This is a genomic window from Heliomicrobium gestii, from assembly GCF_009877435.1.
GTDB classification, from domain to species: domain Bacteria; phylum Bacillota; class Desulfitobacteriia; order Heliobacteriales; family Heliobacteriaceae; genus Heliomicrobium; species Heliomicrobium gestii.
In genome coordinates, this window is sequence record NZ_WXEX01000002.1 from 318034 (window position 1) to 337972 (window position 19939).

The following is a 19939-nucleotide window of genomic DNA, read 5'->3' on the forward strand; positions in this document are numbered from 1 at the left end:
CCGCTTACATTGTTTGCAGTTCGTCAGCCAATCCGGAGATCTCTTCGATCGCTTCGGCCAGTTCCTGCATGCCTTTGGATTGTTCCTGCGCCGCCATGCTCGCTTCCCCGGCCGCCTTTTCAGCTTCCTGGGCGGCAGCGGCGATCTGGTCGACGCCTTTGCGGGCCTGCTCCAGGGCGATGAGCGACTCTTCGGCCCCCTTGAGCACCTCTTTGACGCCGTTCAGGATGACCAGCATGGCGTCTTCAATCTCATTCAGGTTGTGGGTCGACTTCTTCGCCTTTTCCACTTCCTGAACGGCCTTCTTGGCCGACAGTTCGATGTCTTCGGTGACCTTCTTGATCTGGCTTTGAATGTTGCGGACCAAATCCTTGATCTTGTCGGCGTTCTCGGCCGATTCGTTGGCCAGGGTGCGGATGTCGCCGGCGACGACAGAGAAACCGCGACCATACTCGCCGGCCCGGGCCGCTTCGATGGAACCGTTGACAGCCAACATGTTTGTCTGGATGGTCACATTCACAATCGCATCGACGATCTTGTCGATCTTGCGGGTCGTCTCTTCGAGGATCTTGATGTTGCGCGCCGACACGATGCTGGCTTCGGAGGCGGTTGAGATGCCGACAATCAGCCCGTCGACGCCTTTTTTGTTGACATCCAGCAGGGTGCGCAGTTCAGCCACTTTCTCTTCCGACATGGAGGAGAGGTTGCGCATCTGGTTGGCTGCGGTGACGAGCCGCTCTGACAGGGCCGCGCCTTTTTGGGTCAGTTCGCCCTGCAGCTTCGCCCCTTGGGACAACTGCCCCATGGCCGTCATGATCTGGCGGGAGGCGCTGTTGGCTTCTTCGACGTTGGCCGACAATTCTTCGGCGGCAGAGGCCAGTTCCTCTGACGACTTTTGGGCGTCCGTGGACACCTTCAGCGTTTCGGCCAGTTGGGCCAGTTCGTTGGCGGCCGATCCCATTTCGGAAAAGGCCTTGTTCTGCTCTGAGACAGCCTGGTTCACCTCTTCAGCGGCGTTGCTCTGCTCCTCAGCCGCTGCAGCGACCTGCTCCGCCACAGAGAGAAACTCAATCGCTCCTTTGTTGGCGTCGACGGCGCTCTGAGATACTTCTATCACAGCGCTCTGGACCGCCCCCATCTCTTTGCCTATCTTGCTCAGGTCGTCGGTGATCCGCTTGGCCTTTTCCACTTCGGCGCTGGCGGCGACGCCGGCCTCTTCCACATCCTTGACGACGATTTTGACGTTCTCCTGGATGTTGGAAACCAGGTTGCGGATATCGCGGGCCGATTTTTCGGAGATCTCGGCCAGGTTGCGCACCTCATCGGCGACGACAGCGAATCCGCGGCCATGTTCCCCGGCGCGAGCCGCCTCAATAGCGGCGTTCAGCGCCAGCAGGTTGGTCTGGTCGGCGATGCGGACGACAGCCTCGACGATGTTGCCGATCTCAGCCGATTGCTTTTCCAGATCATTGACCAGTTTGGTCGATTCTATGTTCGTATCGGCCGATTCTTTGATACCGTCAATCAGTTGTTCGATGTCAGCAGAAGTGGACAGGACGAGCGGTTGGGCGATGTTGACCTTCTCCAGGGACTCTTTGGCGCGACTGTTGGCAACGACAGAGGCTTTGTCGATCTGGTTGATGGCCGCCCGGGATTGCTCAGCGGCGGAGGCCGCTTCGTCGGCGCCGGTGGCGATCTGGGCCATCGTGGAACCCAGTTCAATCGCCGCGTTGCTCGCCTGTTCGATGCCGGAGGCCAGCTGCTCTGTCGCGGTGGCGATGCGCTCGGCCAACTGCTGCTGCTTGGCCAACGTGCGGGCGCGCACCTTTTCCATCGCTTTTCGTTTCGCAAGGTCCCGTTTCTGGGCGATCTCCTCCGCCGTCCCTGCCTGATCATGGCGCGCGAGTTTGTTATTTGCCGCGGTTGAACTCGGACCGCTCACCGATCCGGCAGCCGGTCTGGCTAATTTTTTCTCCACGCTGACATCCTCCTTCTGCATTTCGATGACCCCTATGACTCGGGTCCTATCATTCATTAATGCAAAAAGCATGCCAACGGAACTCGCCCTGGAACCTTTTGAGGGAGAAAGCCCTGTCTATTCTATTAATTTTTTTTATTTTATTGTCTCGCCAGGACAGGGGGGACGCTCTTGCTCTTCCCGTGAACAACCCCTGTACGGATCGGTACACCGATCGGTGCGTTTGAACGGATTTGCACATTCTCGAAATGAATGAAAAAAGAACCGCTGCTCCGGTTTGCTCAACCTGCGGCGATTCTTTATCTGCGGCGGTTCCCCTGGTCAGTCCCAACAATCGGCCGAGGAAATGCCCTTAAACCGGCTCTGCATTCGTTCCAGACGGCAGTAGAGAGACCGGCGGGAAATCCCCAGATAGCGGGCCGTTTCCGTCTTGTTGCCCCGGTGCATCTGCAAGGCCTCGCTCACGATCCGATCGACAAAATCCTCCAACTCAAACCCTTTTTCAGGCAAGCTGAACTGATAGGGATCGAGACTGGGGCATGCCGGGTCGCCCGATTGCAGGGATTGGGGCCGAGAGGCCTGCAACAGGGTCAGATGAACGGGCAACAGTTCCTCCTCGTCAAACATGAAGACGACCCATTCCATGGTATTGCGCAACTCGCGCACATTCCCCGGCCAGGGGTAGTCGAGCAGGATCATGGCGGCTTCCGTGCTGATCCGCTTGAATCGTTTTTGTTTCTGTTTGGCCGCTGCGCGCAGGAACATGCCGGCCAACGGGACGATGTCATCGGGACGCCGCCGCAACGGCGGCAGTTGCACGTGCCCGACGCGGAGGCGATAAAAGAGATCCTTGCGAAAGCGGCCTTCGGCAACGCTTTTTTCCAGATCCTGATTGGTGGCGCAGATGATGCGCACGTTGGTCGATACTTTTTTTAACCCGCCGACGCGGTAGTACTCCTTTTCCTGGATCACCCGCAAGAGCTTTCCTTGCAATTCAAGGGCCAGTTCCCCCACCTCGTCGAGGAAGAGCGTACCTCCCTGGGCGAGGTCCAGTTTGCCGCGCTGTCCTTTGGTCAAACCGCCGGTGAAGGCGCCGGCTTCATATCCGAAGAGTTCGCTCTCAAACAACGTGGGTGTGAGGGCGGCGCAGTTGATATCGATGAAGGGCGCTGTTTCCTCAATGCTGCCAAAATGGATCAGCTTGGCGATGACCTCTTTGCCGGTCCCCGTTTCTCCTTCGATCAGCACAGGGATCGTCCGGTCGGTGTGAAACTTCAGGGCCGACTGGACGATGGACCGCATACTATCGGAGAAGATGCCGATCCCGCTCAAGCTGGTTGAGTGGACGACGACGCGGGTTCGGCCAGGTTCGGTCACGATGGCCTCTTTCACCTCCACCGGCGGGATCGCGCTGATCCGCCGGGGCTGGGACGTCCACAGTTGACGGGCGGCGATCCGCTCAGTGATCGTCGCCAGTTGGTCCACGTTGATCGGTTTGAGCAGGTAGTCGCTGGCGCCTGCCCGCAGCGCCGAAACCGCCGAATCGACGTCGCCGTGGCCCGTAAAAAGAACAACGGCCGTATCCTGCCCGTATGGTTGAGCCATGATGGTCTGCAACAGTTCGAGGCCCGACAGAAGAGGCATGCGGATATCGGAGAGAACCATGGCATAGTTCCCCTGATAATAGCGGTTCAACGCTTCTCGACCATCATCGCATTCATCGACAGCATGCCCCAGTTCACGCAGAAAATCGCCGATACAGGCGCGACTGTCCAAGTCATCATCGACTAAGAGGATGTTCATCGCTGGCCTCCTCCTCTGCATGTCTTTCATAAACGGGCAAGGTGACGCGAAAGGTGGCGCCACAATCAGGATTGGCAGTGGTGTCGACGCGCCCCTGAAAGGCGGTAACCACCGAATGAACGATGGAAAGGCCCAGCCCCATTCCCTCGATGGGTTTCGTCGTAAAGAAGGGCTCAAAAATCCGACCGCGCAACTCTTCCTCTATGCCGCAGCCGTTGTCTTCCACTTCCAGGATGACACGGGCGCCCGCCTGGCGGGTCGATAGGCGAATCTGCTTCTCCACGCGCTCCACACTGTCCAATGCATGCATGGCGTTGACGAGCAGATTGATGACCACCTCTTCGAGCCGGTTGCTCACGGCCAATACCGGAGGCAGCGACGGTTCCAGGCAGGTTCTAACAATGATTCCGTGAGAGGAAAGCTGGCTGCCCATGAGCGCCAGGGCGCCTTCGACAGCCCGGTTGAACTGACAGGGTTGGGGAACCGTAGGGGTCTGGTTGCGAACAAAGGTGCGGATATGTTGAATGATGTCATTGATCCGATCGGCCTGGGTGGAGATACGTCGCACGTTGTCCATGATCTTGTCGATGTCGGCGGGCTTTCCTTTTTTATGCCAGTAGAGCATGCTGTCGGCGATGACCTTCAGCGAGTTCAAGGGTTGGTTGATCTCATGGGCGATCCCGGCGGCGATCCTCCCCAGCGACGCCATCCGTTCCGCCTGGAAGTCCCATTCGGGAACCTCCCTCTCTCGCCCCAGGGGACAGTGTTCCTGTTCAGGAGGTGCGGCTATGGGCCCGGCCGTGTGTGCGGACGGGTTATCGAAGGGGTTATCGAAGGGGTTATCGAATGATTTATCAGATATTTTACCGGAACTGTCGCGCCTGCTGTCCATGTCGCTGTCCCTCTCCTCACGCTCGTTCCTATCTATCGTGTTCATTACCATCACTAGCAGTCTTTTGTGAACGAAGGGATAAGCACTTTTTAATGCATTGCTTTCCATCATGAAAGGATACATCGATACCCCATATGTGTTGCCATCGCACTTATTTCTACGTTATCATCGTCAAACCCTCTTCATTGGAATCATAAAGAGCATGGCAAAAGGCGGAATAAAAAAGCGAACCTGCACACATTCGCACAGGTTCGCTTTTTTGAGATTGTCCAGGGCCATTTCGAGGCATATTCGCCTCGGCGCCCCGCTTGGAGAAAGAAAATTAGCGTTTCGAGAACTGGGGAGCGCGACGAGCCGCTTTGAGGCCGTACTTTTTCCGTTCCTTCGCGCGAGGGTCGCGGGTGAGGAATCCGGCGCGCTTGAGCACGGGACGCAGTCCGATGTCCGCTTTCAACAGCGCCCGGGCGATGCCGAGGCGGATGGCGCCGGCTTGTCCGGTGGTGCCGCCGCCGTGGACGTTGCAAAGGACGTCGAAACGGCCTTCGCTCTTCGTCAGATCCAGGGGCTGACGGACGATCATCTCCAGGGTTTTCTTCCCGAAGTACTCCATCAACGAACGGTTATTGACCAGGAACTTGCCTTCGCCGGGAACGAGACGCACACGGGCGACCGATTTCTTCCGGCGGCCGGTTCCTAAAAATTGCACTTGAGCCACAGGTCACTACCTCCTTCCCTAATCCCGAATGGTCCAGGCTTCCGGTTTTTGGGCCTGATGGGGATGCTCCCCGCCTTGGTAGACATTCAGCTTGCGATACATTTGCGCGCCCAGGCGGTTCTTGGGCAGCATGCCCTTGATCGCCTTTTCCACGGCGCGCTCCGGCTTGGTCTTCAGCAGGGTGCCGTAGTTGATCAGGGTCATCCCACCCGGATAGCGGGAATGATGGTAGTACATCTTTTGGGTCAGTTTCTTGCCGGTCAGCGCCACTTTCTCGGCGTTGATGATGATGACATGGTCACCGGTGTCCACGTGGGGGGTGAAAATGGGTTTATGCTTTCCGCGCAGCAAACGGGCAGCCTCGGAAGCAACCCGACCCAGGGGCTTGCCTGCGGCGTCGATGACGTACCACTTGCGTTCGACGTCTTCGGCTTTGGCCATGAAGGTGCTCATCGCGTTCCCTCCTCAAAGGTATCGTCCTGTTTTATCCTATCGGGGCGGCCCTGCGATTTGTTTGGCCGGTCGTCGCCGCCCGCAACGCCGGGACCTGCCCACCCACTCCGCCTGGCGTGTCACTACTTGAGGGAACGCCTCCGGTGGTTTTTCAGCAGAGGGCCTCTCTCCTGACCTCTGGGGCTAGTAGAAGTTTCGGAGAAAAACTCACTATAACATTTTATTTTACGTTGAAAGGAAAGTCAAGGGGATCATGCCAGACCTTCATCAGGCAAAGTCCCTGAGGCGGCGCCGTCGTCCCGGCTCGCGTGCGGTCTCTGGCGGCAATGATCGCCGGGATCTCTTCGGGATCAATTTTCCCTTTGCCCACATCGATCAGGGTGCCGGCAATGATGCGGATCATGTTGTACAAAAAACCGTTCCCCATCACATCCAGGATCAGCCGGTGCTCCTCCTGCCGGGTCAGCTCACACCGCCAGACGGTGCGGACAAAATCTTTGACCGGGCTGCCGGTGGCGCAGAAGCCGCGAAAGTCGTGGGCGCCTGTGAAGTGCTGCGCCGCCGCCGCCATGGCGTCAAAACGCAGAGGCGGGAAGACCTGGTGGGAGTAGCGCCGGTGAAAGGGCGACGGGATGCGGTGATTGTAGATGGTGTAGCGGTAGTGCTTGCCGAGGGCGCCAAACCGGGAATGAAAGGCGGCAGGAACCGTCTGGGCCGCCACGACGGCGATGTCCGGCGGCAGGAGCGAGTTCATGGCCAGGGGAAAGCGATCGTCGGGAATCCGCGAGGCGGTGGCGAAGTCGACGACCTGCCCTCGCGCATGGACACCGGCGTCGGTGCGCCCGGCGCAGTTTAGCTTGGCCGTCTCCCCGGTCAGACCGTGGATCGCCCGGACCAACTCGTCCTGAATGGTGGGCAGAGCCGGGTCTTCCTGGGTTTGAAAGCCGTGATATCCCGTTCCGTCATAGGCGACAGTCAGTTTTAGGCGGCGTTCGTTCATGGGGCATATCTCCAGAGACAAAGCATAACGAAGGCGCCAGCGACAGCGCCGGTGATGGCGTAGTCGCTTCCGTTCATGGCGAGGGGCCGCATGCGGGTCCGCCCTTCGCCCCCCCGGTAGCAGCGGGCTTCCATGGCCATGGCCAGCTCGTCGGCGCGCCGGAAGGCCGAGAGCAGCAGCGGCACCATCAAGGGGACAAGGCTCTTCACTCGCGCAACCAGGCTGCCGCTGTCAAAGTCGGCGCCCCGCGAGGACTGAGCCTTCATGATCTTTTCCGTCTCCTCGATCAGCGTCGGGATGAACCGCAAGGCGATTGAGGTCATCATGGCAAACTCGTGGGCTGGCAACCCGATCTTCTTCCCCGGGGAAAGGAGGAGTTCCAACCCGTCGGTGAGGGCGATGGGCGATGTGGTCAAGGTCAGCAGCGATGTGGCGGCGTACAGCCAAATCAGACGAAGGCTCACCATCAGCCCCTGCTCCATCCCTTCCCTGGTGATTTCGAAGGGTCCCCACTGGGCTACGGTCTCCCCCGGCGTGCCCAACAGATGCACGCCCAAGGTGAAGACGATGAAGATCCAGAGCGGTTTGATCCCTCGCAGGATGTAGTGGATCGGCAACCGGGAGGCAATGACGGCGAGCGCGATGGGCAGACCGGCCAGTGCAACCGATGGCAGGGTCGGCAATAGGAAGAGGTCGATGCTGAAAAGCAGTGTCGTCATCAGCTTGGTCCGTGGATCGAGACGATGAACGGGAGATGGGAGGGGCACATATTGACCGAGGGTGATGTCGTTTAACATGGCCCATCTCCCTTCAGCACGCGCAAAATCTCCCCGGCAGCGCCTTCCATGTCGATCACGCCTGTCGACAGGGCCAATCCCTCTCGGCGCAACCGGTGGAGCAAGCGGGCAGCAAAAGGAAGCTCCAGCCCGAGGTCGGCGATTCTGTCTGCTGCCGCGAAGACCTCTTTGGGCGTCCCTTGCAACACAACCTGACCCTGGTCCATGATCAGCAGCCGATCAGCCAATTGGGCCACTTCTTCCATGTGATGGCTGACCATGATGACGGTCATGCCCCGGTGATGATGAAGGTCGTCGATCAACGCCAGCAGCTTTCGCCGCCCCTGCGGATCGAGACCGGCTGTCGGTTCATCGAGGATCAGCTTCTGAGGACCCATGGCCAACACACCCGCCAAGGCCACCCGGCGCTTTTGCCCGCCGCTCAGTTGCAAGGGGGAACGCTTCGCCACCGCCTCGGCGTCCAAGCCGACCAAGGCCATGGCCTCCTGCACGCGGCGCTCCACTTCCGCCCCATCGAGGCCGAGGTTGCGCGGACCAAAGGCAATATCGTCATAGACGGTCTCGTCAAAGAGTTGGTGCTCCGGGTATTGAAAGACGATGCCGACCCGTTGACGCAACTGGCGCAGGGCGCTTTTGCCAGCAAAACCTTTGCCGCTTGCCCCCTTGCCCTCGTTTCCGCCAACGGTGATCTCGTCGACGACGACGGTGCCGGAGGTGGGCAGCAAGAGCCCGTTGAAATGCTGGATCAGTGTCGATTTTCCCGATCCCGTGCGGCCGACAATCCCCACGAGTTCACCGTCGCGGACGGACAGATCGACATCACAAAGCGCCCTAACCGCCAGCGGCGTCCCCGCTTTGTAGACGTGACTTATATGTCGAATTTCTATCGGCACAGGGCGTTCACCAGCTTTTCCATCGTGACTGCGTCTAAGGGGACGTTCAGACCCCGTTCCCGCAAGCGACGGGCAATTTCGACGGACGGCGGCGGTTCCAATCCCGCCGCTTCGAGCAGCCCTTCTTCGCAAAAGAGCGCTTCCGGAATCCCGTCAAAAACGACCGTTCCCTTTGCCATGACAACGACCCGTTCCGCCTCGGCTGCCTCTTCCATGTCATGGGTGATCGTGATCACCGTCATGGCCAGTTCCTTATGTAAGCGGCGAACCGTCTGCAGCACCTCGCGGCGGCTCTGCGGATCAAGCATCGATGTGGCTTCGTCAAAGACGAGATACTCCGGCCGGAGCGCCAACGCGCCGGCGATGGCGACCCGCTGCTTCTGTCCCCCTGACAGGTCGTGGGGCGGCCGCTCCCGGAGGGACTGCAAGCCCACTACGTCCAAGGCCTCATCGACACGCCGCCGGATCTCCTCGGAGGGCAGACCCAGATTCTCGGGCCCGAAGGCCACATCCTCTTCCACCGTCGTCGCCACCAACTGGTTGTCGGGGTTCTGGAAGACCATCCCCACCTGCCGCCGGATGTCATAACACTGCCGGAGGTCCTGCGTGTCCAGCCCGTTTACCCGCACCCGGCCTCCGGCAGGCGTCAAAAGCGCATTCAAATGCTTCGCCAACGTCGACTTCCCTGACCCATTCGCACCCAGCACCGCCACCCACTCGCCGGGTCGGATCGTGAGGGACACATTCGAAAGAGCCTGGATGGCGTCTCCGTCAGGATTCCGGTACTGAAAGCTGACGTTTTCAATGCTGATCAAGACATGTCCCCCTAAAAGGAAAGCCAGGAACCCCTGATCCAGCGGATCAACGGCCCTGACCTCGTAAACAGAACAACACACGCCAATAGCCCGCAAAAGCGGGCTAGCGGATTAGACGAGCTCGACGACGCACATGGGGGCGGCGTCGCCACGGCGGAACCCGGACTTCATGACGCGGGTGTAACCGCCTTGCCGCGTGGCGTATTTGGGGGCGATTTCCGTAAACAGTTGGGTGACGACCGATTCTTCCTGGATGAACGCCAGGGCTTGCCGGCGAGCGTGCAGGTCGCCTTGTTTACCCAGGGTGATCATCTTGTCGGCGATCCGGCGCAGTTCTTTGGCCTTCGGCTCGGTGGTCACGATCTTCCCGTGCTTGAGCAGGGAGGTGGTGATATTGCGCAGCAACGCCCGGCGATGGTTGGTCGGACGGCTGAATTTACGGTAGGGCACTCGATTCCCTCCTTTGCGACGGGGCTAGATTTAGTCTTCTGATTTACGCAACGACAGACCAAGGGCAGCCAGCTTGGCGTCCACTTCTTCGAGGGACTTGCGGCCAAGGTTGCGCACCTTGATCATATCTTCTTCCGTCTTATTGGTCAGGTCCTTCACGGTGTTGATCCCGGCCCGTTTGAGGCAGTTGTAGGAGCGAACGGACAGATCGAGTTCCTCAATGGTCATCTCGAGGATCTTGTCCTGGGGCCGTTCTTCCTTCTCAACCATGATCTCCACGTTCTCTGTGTTCTCCGTCAAGCCGACGAAGAGCTTGAGATAGTCGTTCATGATCTTGGCCGACCAACTGATCGCCTCTTCCGGCGTCAGGCTGCCATTCGTCCAAACCTCCAGGATCAGGCGATCATAGTTGGTGATCTGACCGACGCGGGTATCCTCGACACGGTAGTTGACCTTGCGGACCGGCGAGAAGTTGGCGTCGATGGGGATCACGCCGATGACGTGCTCTGATTTGCGATGTTTGGTCGCCGTGATGTAGCCGCGGCTTTTCTCCACGGTGATCTCCATGAAGAGCCGGCCGCCTTTATCGACGGTGGCGATGACCTGATCGGGGTTGAGGATCTCCACATCGGCATCGGCGATGATGTCCTCTGCGGTGACGATCCCTTCCCCCTCGAACTCAATCCGGACAACCCGCGGTTCCTCGGTATGCATCTTGATGGCAAGCTGCTTGAGGTTCAGAATGATATCCGTCGTGTCTTCGACAACGCCGGGTATCGTAGAGAACTCGTGAAGAACACCTTCGATCTTCACCGAAGTAACGGCGGCCCCGAACAGGGAGGTAAGGAGAATGCGACGAAGGGAGTTGCCCAGGGTCACCCCGTAACCTCGCTCCAGAGGCTCGACCACAAACTTGCCGTAGGTGGCGTCGTCACTCCGGGCGACACACTCGATCTTCGGTTTTTCGATTTCCAGCATGTACTGCTGAACCCTCCCTTGGCTTGAATCGGAAAACCCCTAATACTAGCGGGAGTACAATTCGACGATCAGGTGTTCTTGCAGGTTCGTGTCGATGTCTTCCCGTTTGGGCAGCGCAACGACGCGACCTGTCAGATTGTTGACATCGAGTTCCAACCATGCCGGAGGCGTCTTTTGACCAAGGCCTTCGACAATTTCTTTGAAGAGAGGGGTATCCTTGCTCTTCTCTTTCAGTTGGATCACATCGCCCACCCGGATTTGAATGGAGGGGATGTTTACTTTCTTCCCGTTGAGGGTAAAGTGGTTGTGCAGCACAAATTGACGGGCCTCGTTCCGGGAACGAGCAAAGCCGAGCCGGAAGACGATGTTGTCCATACGGGTTTCCAGAAGGCGGAGCAGGTTTTCGCCGGTGACGCCTTGCTGGCGATCAGCCTCTGCGAAATAGGTGCGGAATTGGCCTTCCAGAATGCCGTACACCCGGCGGGCTTTTTGTTTTTCCCGCAATTGCAGGCCGTATTCGGAGACTTTCTTGCGGCCTTGGCCGTGCTGGCCGGGCGCGTAGGTGCGACGATCAACGGCGCACTTGCCCGTGTAGCAGCGATCCCCTTTGAGGTATAATTTGGCCCCCTCCCGCCGGCAAAGGCGGCAGACCGGACCGGTATAACGTGCCATTCTGCGGATGCACCTCCTAGGTCTTCAGATTAGACGCGGCGACGCTTCGGCGGCCGGCATCCGTTGTGGGGGATGGGGGTTACGTCTTTGATCATGTTGACTTCCAGGCCAGCGGCTTGCAGGGAGCGGATGGCCGCTTCCCGACCGGCGCCAGGGCCTTTGACCAGGCATTCGACTTCCCGAAGGCCATGCTCCATGGCTTCCTTGGCAGCCGATTCGGCGGCCATCTGAGCGGCGAAGGGAGTCGATTTTCTCGAACCCTTGAAGCCGAGGACGCCGGCGGAAGCCCAGGAGAGGGTGTTGCCGTTGGGGTCGGTGATGGTGACGATGGTGTTGTTGAAGGTGGATTTGATGTGGGCCACACCACGGTCCACATGCTTGCGTTCTTTCCGCTTGGTGCGGGTTACGCGACGTGCTGCTGCCATATCCGGTGCTGACCCCCTTTACTTCTTCTTCTTGCCAGCGACGGTCCGGGCGGGACCTTTGCGCGTGCGGGCGTTCGTCTTGGTGCGCTGGCCGCGGACAGGGAGGCCGCGACGATGGCGAAGGCCGCGGTAGCAGCCGATCTCCATGAGGCGCTTGATGTTCAGGGAAACTTCCCGGCGAAGATCCCCTTCGACTTCCACGTTCTTATCGATGTACTCCCGCAGGCGGGCCACTTCTTCATCGGTCAGATCGCGGGTCCGCGTGTCGGGGTTGATGCCGGTTTCAGCCAGGATCTTGACGGCGGTGGGACGACCGATCCCAAAAATGTAGGTCAGCGCGATTTCAATCCGCTTGTCCCTGGGCAGGTCGATGCCGGCAATACGTGCCATAGTGGTGAATGCACCTCCCGTTAATTAACCTTGTTTTTGCTTGTGCTTCGGGTTTTCGCAAATGACCATGACTTTGCCTTTGCGTTTGATGATCTTGCATTTGTCACAGATCGTCTTTACTGAAGGCCGCACTTTCATCTTCGTTCCTCCTCGGGGGATCGACGGCTTGTATGATGACCGTTCAAGTATACTACGACCTTACTTGAAACGGTAGGTGATCCGTCCGCGGGTGAGATCATAGGGCGACAATTCGACCGTCACCCGGTCGCCGGGCAGAATCCGAATAAAATTCATCCGGATTTTTCCCGACACATGGGCGAGGACCTTGTGGCCGTTCTCCAACTCCACGGTGAACATCGCGTTCGGCAAGGGCTCGACAACGCGACCCTCGACTTCAATAACGTCCGTTTTGGACATAAGGAATTCCAGCCTCCTTGATTTTACGAACCGGTCTCCAAGGTCTCCAGCAATCGGCGGAGCGCACCGGAGACCTGGGCGTTTGCAGGAGTTTTGCCCTGTTGAAGCATGTCGCCGATTTCCGTTGCCACCAAGCCGGCGCACCGGAGATGCTTGATCTTCTTCTTCTTGGGGTTTTCCACTTTGCGATAGTGTCCGTCCGCAATCAGAAGGTAATCGGGATCGAGAATTTTCAGCACCAGAAAATGCTTATCCTCGTCCCTTCCGGCTAGAGAACGCACCAGCTCGCCTGGCCTGATACACCGTACCGTCACTGTCACTTGCTGTGTACACGAGTGAGGACCTCCGGTCCATCATCGGTAATGGCGATGGTATGCTCAAAATGGGCGGACGGCTTATGGTCTTTCGTGACCACCGTCCACTGGTCTTCCTTGGTTTCGACTTCCCAGGTTCCCGCGTTGACCATCGGTTCAATGGCCAGCGTCATGCCCGATTGAAGCCGCGGTCCCCGTCCAGCCGGCCCGAAATTGGGCACCTGCGGTTCTTCATGCATCTTTTTGCCGATGCCGTGACCCACAAATTGGCGGACAACGGAAAACCCGTTTCCTTCAACATAGTTCTGAATGGAGTGGGATATATCAAAGAGACGGTTGCCTACTTTCGCTTCTTCGATGCCGATCTCCAGGGAACGGCGCGTCACGTCCAGCAGGCGTTGAAGCGATTCGTCAATTTCCCCGACAGGCAGCGTCACCGCAGCGTCGCCATGGTAATCATTGACATATGCTCCGACGTCAATACTGATAATATCCCCCGTTTGCAACTGCCGTAAACCTGGAATGCCATGAACGACTTGTTCGTTGATGGAGGCGCAGATGGAAGCGGGGAAGCCCTGGTAGCCTTTGAAGGAGGGCTTGGCGCCCTTCGAGCAGATGAAATCCTCCGCCTTCTGGTCCAGTTCTGCCGTGGTCACTCCCGGCGCCACCGCTTTTTCCATCTCTCGCAGGGTCTCGGCCACAATCCGACCGGCATCCCGCATGTAATCGAGTTCCCGGGCGGCTTTCAAGACGATCATCAGGCGTCTCTCCCCAGGGCGGCGCAGATGTCCGCAAACACCGCCGCCATATCCTGTTCCCCGTTGATTCGCTTGTAGCGTCCTTTGGCCTCATAGTATTCAATGAGCGGTTGAGTCTGCCGGGTATATACATCCAAACGGTTCTCCGCCGTTTCGCGGGAGTCGTCGCTGCGCTGGTACAGTTCGCCGCCACACTTGCCGCATACCCTCTCCGAGGGAGGCGGGTTGAAGACGACATGGTAGGTAGCGCCGCACTGGCGGCAGATACGACGACCAGTCAACCGTTCGATCAGGTTTTCCCGGGGGACATGGATGTCGACGACGGCATCCAGTTCCAAGGCCAGTTCCTTCAAGGTTGCTTCCAACGCATCCGCTTGGGGCACGGTGCGGGGGAACCCGTCCAGGAGGAAGCCTTTTCGGCAGTCGTCCTGGGCCAAACGTTCCCGCACGATCCCGATGGTTACTTCATCAGGAACGAGTTGACCGGCATCCATGAAGGATTTGGCCTTCCGACCCAGTTCCGTACCGTTTTTAATGGCGGCGCGAAACATGTCGCCAGTGGAAATGTGGGGAATGGCAAACTGGCTCACCAGCTTTTCGGCTTGAGTCCCTTTGCCGGCGCCCGGCGGACCCATCAGCAATACGTTCACGGTATATCCCTCCGTAAATCCCCCGTCCATACTGACAGGGATGGTTGCTGTGGGCAGGTCCGGGATGTTTCCTTGCCGCTCCGTAGACAGATTTCCTCCGTCCAGGGACATGCCCACTCTTTATATACTTCTATTTCATGAATCCTTGGTAATGCCGCATCAACATGTTGGATTCCAGTTGCTTCATCGTATCCAAGGCCACACCGACGCAAATCAGAAGCGCCGTGCCGCCGAAGTAGATGTTGGTGATCCCGGTCAACATGATGACGAAGGTCGGCAACAGGGAGATGACCGCCAGGAACAACGCGCCAACCAGCGTGATGCGAGACATCACCCTGGTGATGTAGTCGGCTGTCGGTTTTCCGGGCCGGAGCCCGGGGATGAAGCCGCCATGCTTCTTCATGTTGTCGGCCACATCGACAGGGTTGAAGGTGATGGCGGTGTAGAAGTAGGTGAAGAAGAGGATCAGCAGGGCATAGAAGGCGCTATGCAGGAAGGAGCCGAAGTTGAAGTACTGCTGAAACCACTGTCCCACCGGAGAACCGGGGAAGAAGGCGGCAATCGTCGTCGGCAGGGCCAGGATGGAGGAGGCGAAGATAACGGGGATGACGCCAGCCTGGTTGACCCGCAGGGGAATGTGGGTGCTGTGCCCGCCGTAGACGCGCCGTCCGACGACCCGTTTGGCGTAGTTGACCGGGATGCGCCGCTGCCCTTCATTGATGTAGATGATCCCCGCGATGGTGGCGGCGGCGATCAGCACGAAGAGCAGGACGTTCAGCACGTTCGTCGTGCCGACTCGGACGTACTCATAGAGCTGTCCGATGCCGGAAGGGAGTCGGGAGACGATACCGGCGAAGATGATCAGCGAAATGCCGTTGCCGATCCCTTTCTCGGTGATTCGCTCGCCGATCCACATCAGAAAGACCGTGCCGGCCGTCAGGGTTACAGCGACAAGCAGGTAACTCCCGACGGTAGGGTTAGCGACGGCGCCTTTCAGACCATAGGAGAGTCCGATGGCCTGAATAAAAGCCAGGATGATGGTGAAGTAGCGGGTGTACTCGGTGATTTTTCTCCGACCCTCTTCGCCCTCTTTGGCCAGTTGTTCCAACGAGGGGATAACGACGGTGAGGAGTTGCATGATGATCGATGCGTTGATGTAGGGGGTAATGCTCATGGCGAAGACGGAGAATTTCCGGAAAGAGCCACCTGAAATCACGTCAAAGAAGCCGAAGAGGGCCCCCGAGTTCAACAGTTGATCGATCACTTCGCGGTTAATGCCTGGCACAGGAATGTGAGCGCCGATGCGGAAGACAAGGAACATCATCAGCGTGAAGACGATCTTGCTCCGCAGATCGGGCAGTTTCCAGGCATTTTGCAGAGTGCCCACCAGAGTGGACATGTCTTACATCACCTCTACTTGGCCGCCAGCAGCTTTGATCTTCTCCGCCGCAGCCTCACTCACCCCATGGAGTTTTACCGTCAACGCTTTTTCGATGTTGCCTTCAGCCAGGAGCTTGACGCCGTCTTTCAGCTTCTTGATCATTTTCCGTTCCAGAAGCAGTTCCGGCGTCACCACCGTGCCAGCCTCGAAGACATCGAGGTCGCCCACGTTGATGATGGCGAATTCCTTTTTAAAGGGGGCATTGGAAAAGCCCCGCTTGGGAATCCGGCGCTGGAGCGGTTGTTGACCGCCTTCAAAGCCGGGACGGACACCGCCGCCGGAGCGAGCTTTTTGACCTTTATGACCACGGCCGGCCGTTTTGCCCAGGCCGGAACCGGTGCCTTGCCCTTTCCGGGTCGGTTTTTGCCGCGACCCCGGAGCCGGTTTCAGATCATGGAGTTGCAATGGGTACACCTCCTCGCGTTAGGCTTCCACTTCTTCCACGGTCACCAGGTGGTTGACCGTGCGAATCATGCCCCGGATGGCGGGGGTATCATCGTGGAGGACCGATTGATGGAGCTTTTTGAGACCCAGGGTGGCCACGGTGAGCTTTTGGTTCTTGGAGTAACCGATGGCGCTTTTCACCCAGGTGATCTTAAGTTTGTTAGCCACGGTTGACCCTCCTAACCAATAATCTCTTCGACCGTTTTGCCGCGCAGTTTGGCGACCTCTTCGGCGCGCTTCAGGCTGCGCAGGCCTTCCATGGTGGCGCGCACCATGTTGTTGGCGTTGTTGGATCCCAGGGACTTGGTGAGGATATCGTGAATCCCAGCCAGTTCGAGGACGGCGCAGACAGGGCCGCCAGCGATGACGCCGGTACCTTTGGAGGCCGGCTTCAGCAACACACGGCCAGCGCCGAACACGCCGAGGGCGGGATGGGGGATGGTTGTGCCAACCATGGGGACGACGATCAGGTTCTTTTTCGCGTCTTCAACGCCTTTGCGGATCGCTTCAGGCACTTCGCCGGCCTTGCCGAGGCCGAAGCCTACGTGGCCTTTGCCGTCACCGACAACAACCAGGGCGCTGAAGGAGAAACGGCGACCGCCTTTGACGACTTTCGCCACGCGGTTGATGTAGACGACTTTTTCCTGAAGATCCAGACCGCTCGCGTCTATTCTTGCCATTCTTTTCCCTCCTTTATGCGGGACGCTTAGAATTGAAGCCCCGCTTCCCGGGCTGCTTCGGCCAGAGCTGCGATCCGGCCATGGTAGATATAACCGCCGCGGTCAAAGACCACTTTTTCGATGCCTTGTTCCAGGGCTTTCTTGGCGACGAGTTCGCCGACCTTTTTGGCCCCTTCGATGTTCCCGCCGGATACGTTGGCTGCCTTGAAATCGCCGTCGAGGCTGGAGGCGGCCACCAGGGTCCGGCCGGTGACATCATTGACCACTTGGGCGTAGATATGATTGAGACTGCGGAAGACGCACAGGCGGGGACGCTCTTCAGTGCCCTGCACCCGTTTGCGAATCCGCATGTGTTTCTTCAGACGTGCGGCATCGCGGTCAAGTTTTTTGATCACTCGGGCTCACTCCCTTCGACCTCGGGTTAGGGCTTATTTTTTGCCTTTTTTACCGCCGGTCTTACCGACTTTGCGGCGGATGACTTCGGTATCATACTTGATGCCCTTGCCCTTATAGGGTTCAGGCTCCCGTACGGCGCGGATGTTGGCCGCCAGCGCGCCCACTTTTTCCTTGTCGATCCCTTTGACGATGACCTTCGTCGGAACAGGGACTTCCACTTCCAGCCCTTCACCGGGGTCGATCTCGACCGGGTGGCTGTAGCCGACGGTGAGGACAAGCTTTTTGCCTTGCTTGGCCGCCCGGTAGCCGACGCCGACCAGTTCCAGGTTTTTGCTGAAGCCCGTGGACACACCGTCAACCATGTTGGCGACGAGGGTGCGGCTCAGGCCGTGAAGGGAGCGATGGAATTTATCGTCGCTGGGGCGCGTAACCTGGACGGTGTTGCCTTCCACCGTGACGATGATGTCTTTATGGAGTTCCCGGCTGAGTTCGCCTTTCGGCCCTTTCACCGTAACGACATTGCCTTCAATCGTTACGTTGACGCCGGCCGGGATCGCCACGGGTTTCTTGCCGATCCGTGACATGGTCACACCTCCTGCTGTGTGCGATTCGGTTCAAAGAATAGGTCTGTTACCAGATGTAGCAGAGAACTTCTCCGCCGAGGCCGGCTTTCCGAGCAGCTTTGTCGCTCATGATGCCCTGCGAGGTCGAAAGAACGGCGACACCCAGTCCGCCGAGGACCTTGGGAATCTCTTCTTTGCGGGCGTAGACGCGCAGGCCCGGCTTGGAGATCCGTTTGACGCCGGTGATGACTTTCTCACGGTTGGGGCCGAACTTCAGGTAGATGCGGAGCAGGCCTTGCTTGTTGTCTTCGACGTACTCGACGTCTTTGACATAACCTTCGCTCTTGAAGATCTCTGCGATGGCCCGCTTGACTTTGGAAGCCGGAACTTCCACTTTGTCATGGTAAACCATATTGGCATTGCGGATCCGTGTCAGGAAATCCGCGATTGGATCGGTCATGACCATTGGGCTGGTACCCCCCTCCGTGTATCTTTACCAACTGGCCTTGGTCACGCCGGGGATTTCCCCTTTGTAGGCCAGGTTGCGGAAGCAAATCCGGCACATCCCAAATTTCCGCATGTAAGCGTGGGGGCGTCCGCAGATCTTGCAGCGATTGTGCGCGCGGACGCGAAATTTGGGGGAACGGCTTTGTTTCACGATCATGGATGTTTTTGCCACGAGATTCCCTCCTGTAATGCCTTATTCGGCGCGGAACGGCATTCCGATCAGCCGAAGGAGTTCACGGGCTTCTTCGTCGGTCTTGGCCGTCGTCACAAACGTGACGTCCATCCCGCGCATACGGTCGATCTTATCGTACTCAATTTCCGGGAAAATCAGTTGTTCCTTCAGGCCGAGGGTGTAGTTGCCGCGACCGTCGAAGGATTTGGGGCTCACGCCGCGGAAGTCGCGGACGCGGGGCAAGGACAGGGTGACAAGTTTGTCGACGAAGTCGTACATCTTGTCGCCGCGCAGGGTCACCTTGCAGCCGATCTTCATGCCTTCCCGCAGTTTAAAGCCGGCGATGGATTTCTTCGCCGTCGTGATGACCGGTTTCTGGCCGGTGATGCGGGTCAGGTCGCCTACCGCCGCGTCAAGACCTTTGGGGTTCGAAATCGCTTCCCCGAGGCCCATGTTGACGACGACTTTTTCCAGGCGGGGGATTTGCATGACGTTCTTATATCCGAACCGCTGCATCATGGCAGCGTTGACATCGGTTTGAATCTTTTCTTTCAGACGGGCCAATCTGCTGACCTCCTCTCGGACGAGGCTTTACTTGTCTTTGTCAAGCACGTCGCCGCATTTGCGGCAGATGCGAGCCTTGTCGCCGTTTTCCAAGAACATATGACCGCTGCGCACCGGCCGGTCGCATTTGGGGCAGAAAATCATCACGTTGGAGGCATCGATGGGCGCCTCTTTCTCGATGATGCCGCCTTGGGGATTGGCTTTGCTGGGCTTCGAGTGCCGTTTGACGACGTTAACCTTCTCAACGACAACCCGGTTTTTGGCGGGAATCACTTCAATGATTTTGCCTTTTTTCCCAGCGTCCTTGCCGGTGATGACCTGTACCAGATCGCCTTTTCTTACATGGACTTTCGGGTTGGCCATGGTGCTTTCACCTCCACCCTACAGTACTTCGGGGGCCAACGAAATGATCTTCATGAAATCGCGGTCGCGGAGTTCGCGGGCCACGGGCCCGAAGATACGGGTCCCCTTCGGGTTTTTTTGATCATTGATGATAACAGCGGCGTTTTCGCTGAAGCGGATGTAGGAACCGTCTTGCCGTTTGATCGGTTTCCGAGTCCGGACAACCACGGCTTTGACGACGTCTCCCTTTTTAACCACGCCGCCGGGCGTTGCCTCTTTAACAGATGCGACGATGATATCGCCGACCGAGGCATACCTCCGGTAGGAGCCGCCCAACACACGGATGCACAACAACTCTTTGGCTCCGGTGTTGTCACCGACCCGGAGTCGAGTTTCTTGCTGGATCACGACGGTAACCTCCTATGCCGTG

General features: G+C 58.2%; 30 protein-coding genes. All 30 read right to left on the minus strand.

Annotated elements, in window-relative coordinates:
* Positions 1-4: 4 nt before the first annotated feature.
* The 30 genes from GTO89_RS03455 to rplN all read right to left on the minus strand — a co-directional run bounded on the left by GTO89_RS03455 (position 5) and on the right by rplN (position 19917).
* Complete coding sequence (locus tag GTO89_RS03455; protein WP_328793849.1) at positions 5-1978, minus strand: methyl-accepting chemotaxis protein; 1974 nt, start codon at positions 1976-1978, stop codon at positions 5-7.
* 321 nt (positions 1979-2299) lie between these two features.
* On the minus strand, positions 2300-3781 hold the full coding sequence (locus GTO89_RS03460) for a sigma-54-dependent transcriptional regulator (protein WP_161260674.1): 1482 nt from the start codon (positions 3779-3781) through the stop codon (positions 2300-2302).
* Complete coding sequence (locus GTO89_RS03465; RefSeq protein WP_161260675.1) at positions 3759-4673, minus strand: sensor histidine kinase; 915 nt, start codon at positions 4671-4673, stop codon at positions 3759-3761. Before GTO89_RS03465 ends, GTO89_RS03460 begins: the two co-directional genes overlap by 23 nt.
* Positions 4674-4995: 322 nt before the next feature.
* On the minus strand, positions 4996-5388 hold the full coding sequence (gene rpsI, locus GTO89_RS03470) for a 30S ribosomal protein S9 (RefSeq protein WP_161258810.1): 393 nt from the start codon (positions 5386-5388) through the stop codon (positions 4996-4998).
* A gap of 18 nt (positions 5389-5406) precedes the next feature.
* Positions 5407-5841 carry a 50S ribosomal protein L13 gene (rplM, locus tag GTO89_RS03475; RefSeq protein WP_161260676.1) on the minus strand — a complete coding sequence of 145 codons (435 nt, stop codon included), beginning with the start codon at positions 5839-5841 and terminating at the stop codon, positions 5407-5409.
* A 220-nt stretch (positions 5842-6061) separates the two neighbouring features.
* Positions 6062-6841 carry a tRNA pseudouridine(38-40) synthase TruA gene (gene truA, locus GTO89_RS03480; protein ID WP_161260677.1) on the minus strand — a complete coding sequence of 260 codons (780 nt, stop codon included), beginning with the start codon at positions 6839-6841 and terminating at the stop codon, positions 6062-6064.
* Complete coding sequence (locus GTO89_RS03485; RefSeq protein WP_161260678.1) at positions 6838-7638, minus strand: energy-coupling factor transporter transmembrane component T family protein; 801 nt, start codon at positions 7636-7638, stop codon at positions 6838-6840. Before GTO89_RS03485 ends, truA begins: the two co-directional genes overlap by 4 nt.
* Positions 7632-8531, minus strand: coding sequence for an energy-coupling factor transporter ATPase (locus GTO89_RS03490; protein WP_161260679.1), 900 nt, complete (start codon positions 8529-8531; stop codon positions 7632-7634). The genes GTO89_RS03485 and GTO89_RS03490 overlap by 7 nt, the downstream gene beginning before the upstream one ends.
* On the minus strand, positions 8522-9346 hold the full coding sequence (locus GTO89_RS03495) for an energy-coupling factor transporter ATPase (RefSeq protein ID WP_161260680.1): 825 nt from the start codon (positions 9344-9346) through the stop codon (positions 8522-8524). The genes GTO89_RS03490 and GTO89_RS03495 overlap by 10 nt, the downstream gene beginning before the upstream one ends.
* Before the next feature lie 111 nt (positions 9347-9457).
* Entirely contained in the window at positions 9458-9796 is a 339-nt protein-coding gene (gene rplQ, locus GTO89_RS03500; protein WP_161260681.1) for a 50S ribosomal protein L17, read from the minus strand.
* A gap of 30 nt (positions 9797-9826) precedes the next feature.
* Positions 9827-10774, minus strand: a complete 948-nt coding sequence (locus GTO89_RS03505; protein WP_161260682.1) for a DNA-directed RNA polymerase subunit alpha — start codon at positions 10772-10774, stop codon at positions 9827-9829.
* A gap of 45 nt (positions 10775-10819) precedes the next feature.
* Complete coding sequence (gene rpsD / locus GTO89_RS03510) at positions 10820-11446, minus strand: 30S ribosomal protein S4 (RefSeq protein ID WP_161260683.1); 627 nt, start codon at positions 11444-11446, stop codon at positions 10820-10822.
* A 29-nt stretch (positions 11447-11475) separates the two neighbouring features.
* On the minus strand, positions 11476-11871 hold the full coding sequence (gene rpsK / locus GTO89_RS03515; RefSeq protein WP_161260684.1) for a 30S ribosomal protein S11: 396 nt from the start codon (positions 11869-11871) through the stop codon (positions 11476-11478).
* An 18-nt stretch (positions 11872-11889) separates the two neighbouring features.
* Positions 11890-12261 (minus strand): 30S ribosomal protein S13, encoded by a 372-nt coding sequence (gene rpsM / locus GTO89_RS03520; protein WP_161260685.1) that lies wholly within the window; start codon positions 12259-12261, stop codon positions 11890-11892.
* Between the two features lie 24 nt (positions 12262-12285).
* On the minus strand, positions 12286-12399 hold the full coding sequence (gene rpmJ / locus GTO89_RS03525) for a 50S ribosomal protein L36 (protein ID WP_012282496.1): 114 nt from the start codon (positions 12397-12399) through the stop codon (positions 12286-12288).
* 60 nt (positions 12400-12459) lie between these two features.
* A complete protein-coding gene (gene infA, locus GTO89_RS03530) occupies positions 12460-12678 on the minus strand; it encodes a translation initiation factor IF-1 (protein ID WP_012282495.1) in 219 nt (72 codons plus the stop codon).
* 23 nt (positions 12679-12701) lie between these two features.
* Positions 12702-12917, minus strand: coding sequence for an RNA-binding protein (locus GTO89_RS03535; protein ID WP_328793850.1), 216 nt, complete (start codon positions 12915-12917; stop codon positions 12702-12704).
* A 77-nt stretch (positions 12918-12994) separates the two neighbouring features.
* Positions 12995-13750: a type I methionyl aminopeptidase gene (gene map / locus GTO89_RS03540; RefSeq protein ID WP_161260686.1), complete on the minus strand. Its 756-nt coding sequence runs from the start codon at positions 13748-13750 to the stop codon at positions 12995-12997.
* Complete coding sequence (locus GTO89_RS03545; protein WP_161260687.1) at positions 13750-14400, minus strand: adenylate kinase; 651 nt, start codon at positions 14398-14400, stop codon at positions 13750-13752. Before GTO89_RS03545 ends, map begins: the two co-directional genes overlap by 1 nt.
* A gap of 130 nt (positions 14401-14530) precedes the next feature.
* The gene (gene secY / locus GTO89_RS03550) at positions 14531-15790 is read right to left on the minus strand and encodes a preprotein translocase subunit SecY (protein WP_161260752.1); all 1260 of its coding nucleotides are present in this window, start codon (positions 15788-15790) and stop codon (positions 14531-14533) included.
* Positions 15791-15802: 12 nt separating this feature from the next.
* Positions 15803-16246: a 50S ribosomal protein L15 gene (gene rplO, locus GTO89_RS03555; protein ID WP_161260688.1), complete on the minus strand. Its 444-nt coding sequence runs from the start codon at positions 16244-16246 to the stop codon at positions 15803-15805.
* Between the two features lie 18 nt (positions 16247-16264).
* Positions 16265-16453 (minus strand): 50S ribosomal protein L30, encoded by a 189-nt coding sequence (rpmD, locus tag GTO89_RS03560; RefSeq protein ID WP_161258795.1) that lies wholly within the window; start codon positions 16451-16453, stop codon positions 16265-16267.
* Between the two features lie 11 nt (positions 16454-16464).
* Positions 16465-16965 carry a 30S ribosomal protein S5 gene (gene rpsE, locus GTO89_RS03565; RefSeq protein WP_161260689.1) on the minus strand — a complete coding sequence of 167 codons (501 nt, stop codon included), beginning with the start codon at positions 16963-16965 and terminating at the stop codon, positions 16465-16467.
* A 26-nt stretch (positions 16966-16991) separates the two neighbouring features.
* Positions 16992-17360, minus strand: a complete 369-nt coding sequence (gene rplR, locus GTO89_RS03570) for a 50S ribosomal protein L18 (RefSeq protein ID WP_161260690.1) — start codon at positions 17358-17360, stop codon at positions 16992-16994.
* A gap of 33 nt (positions 17361-17393) precedes the next feature.
* Complete coding sequence (gene rplF / locus GTO89_RS03575; protein ID WP_161260691.1) at positions 17394-17945, minus strand: 50S ribosomal protein L6; 552 nt, start codon at positions 17943-17945, stop codon at positions 17394-17396.
* 46 nt (positions 17946-17991) lie between these two features.
* On the minus strand, positions 17992-18390 hold the full coding sequence (gene rpsH, locus GTO89_RS03580) for a 30S ribosomal protein S8 (RefSeq protein ID WP_161260692.1): 399 nt from the start codon (positions 18388-18390) through the stop codon (positions 17992-17994).
* 27 nt (positions 18391-18417) lie between these two features.
* Positions 18418-18603 (minus strand): type Z 30S ribosomal protein S14, encoded by a 186-nt coding sequence (locus GTO89_RS03585; RefSeq protein ID WP_161258791.1) that lies wholly within the window; start codon positions 18601-18603, stop codon positions 18418-18420.
* A 21-nt stretch (positions 18604-18624) separates the two neighbouring features.
* Positions 18625-19167, minus strand: a complete 543-nt coding sequence (gene rplE, locus GTO89_RS03590) for a 50S ribosomal protein L5 (protein WP_161260693.1) — start codon at positions 19165-19167, stop codon at positions 18625-18627.
* Positions 19168-19194: 27 nt separating this feature from the next.
* Entirely contained in the window at positions 19195-19530 is a 336-nt protein-coding gene (gene rplX / locus GTO89_RS03595) for a 50S ribosomal protein L24 (protein ID WP_161260694.1), read from the minus strand.
* Between the two features lie 18 nt (positions 19531-19548).
* On the minus strand, positions 19549-19917 hold the full coding sequence (gene rplN / locus GTO89_RS03600) for a 50S ribosomal protein L14 (RefSeq protein ID WP_161260695.1): 369 nt from the start codon (positions 19915-19917) through the stop codon (positions 19549-19551).
* Between the last annotated feature and the right edge of the window lie 22 nt (positions 19918-19939).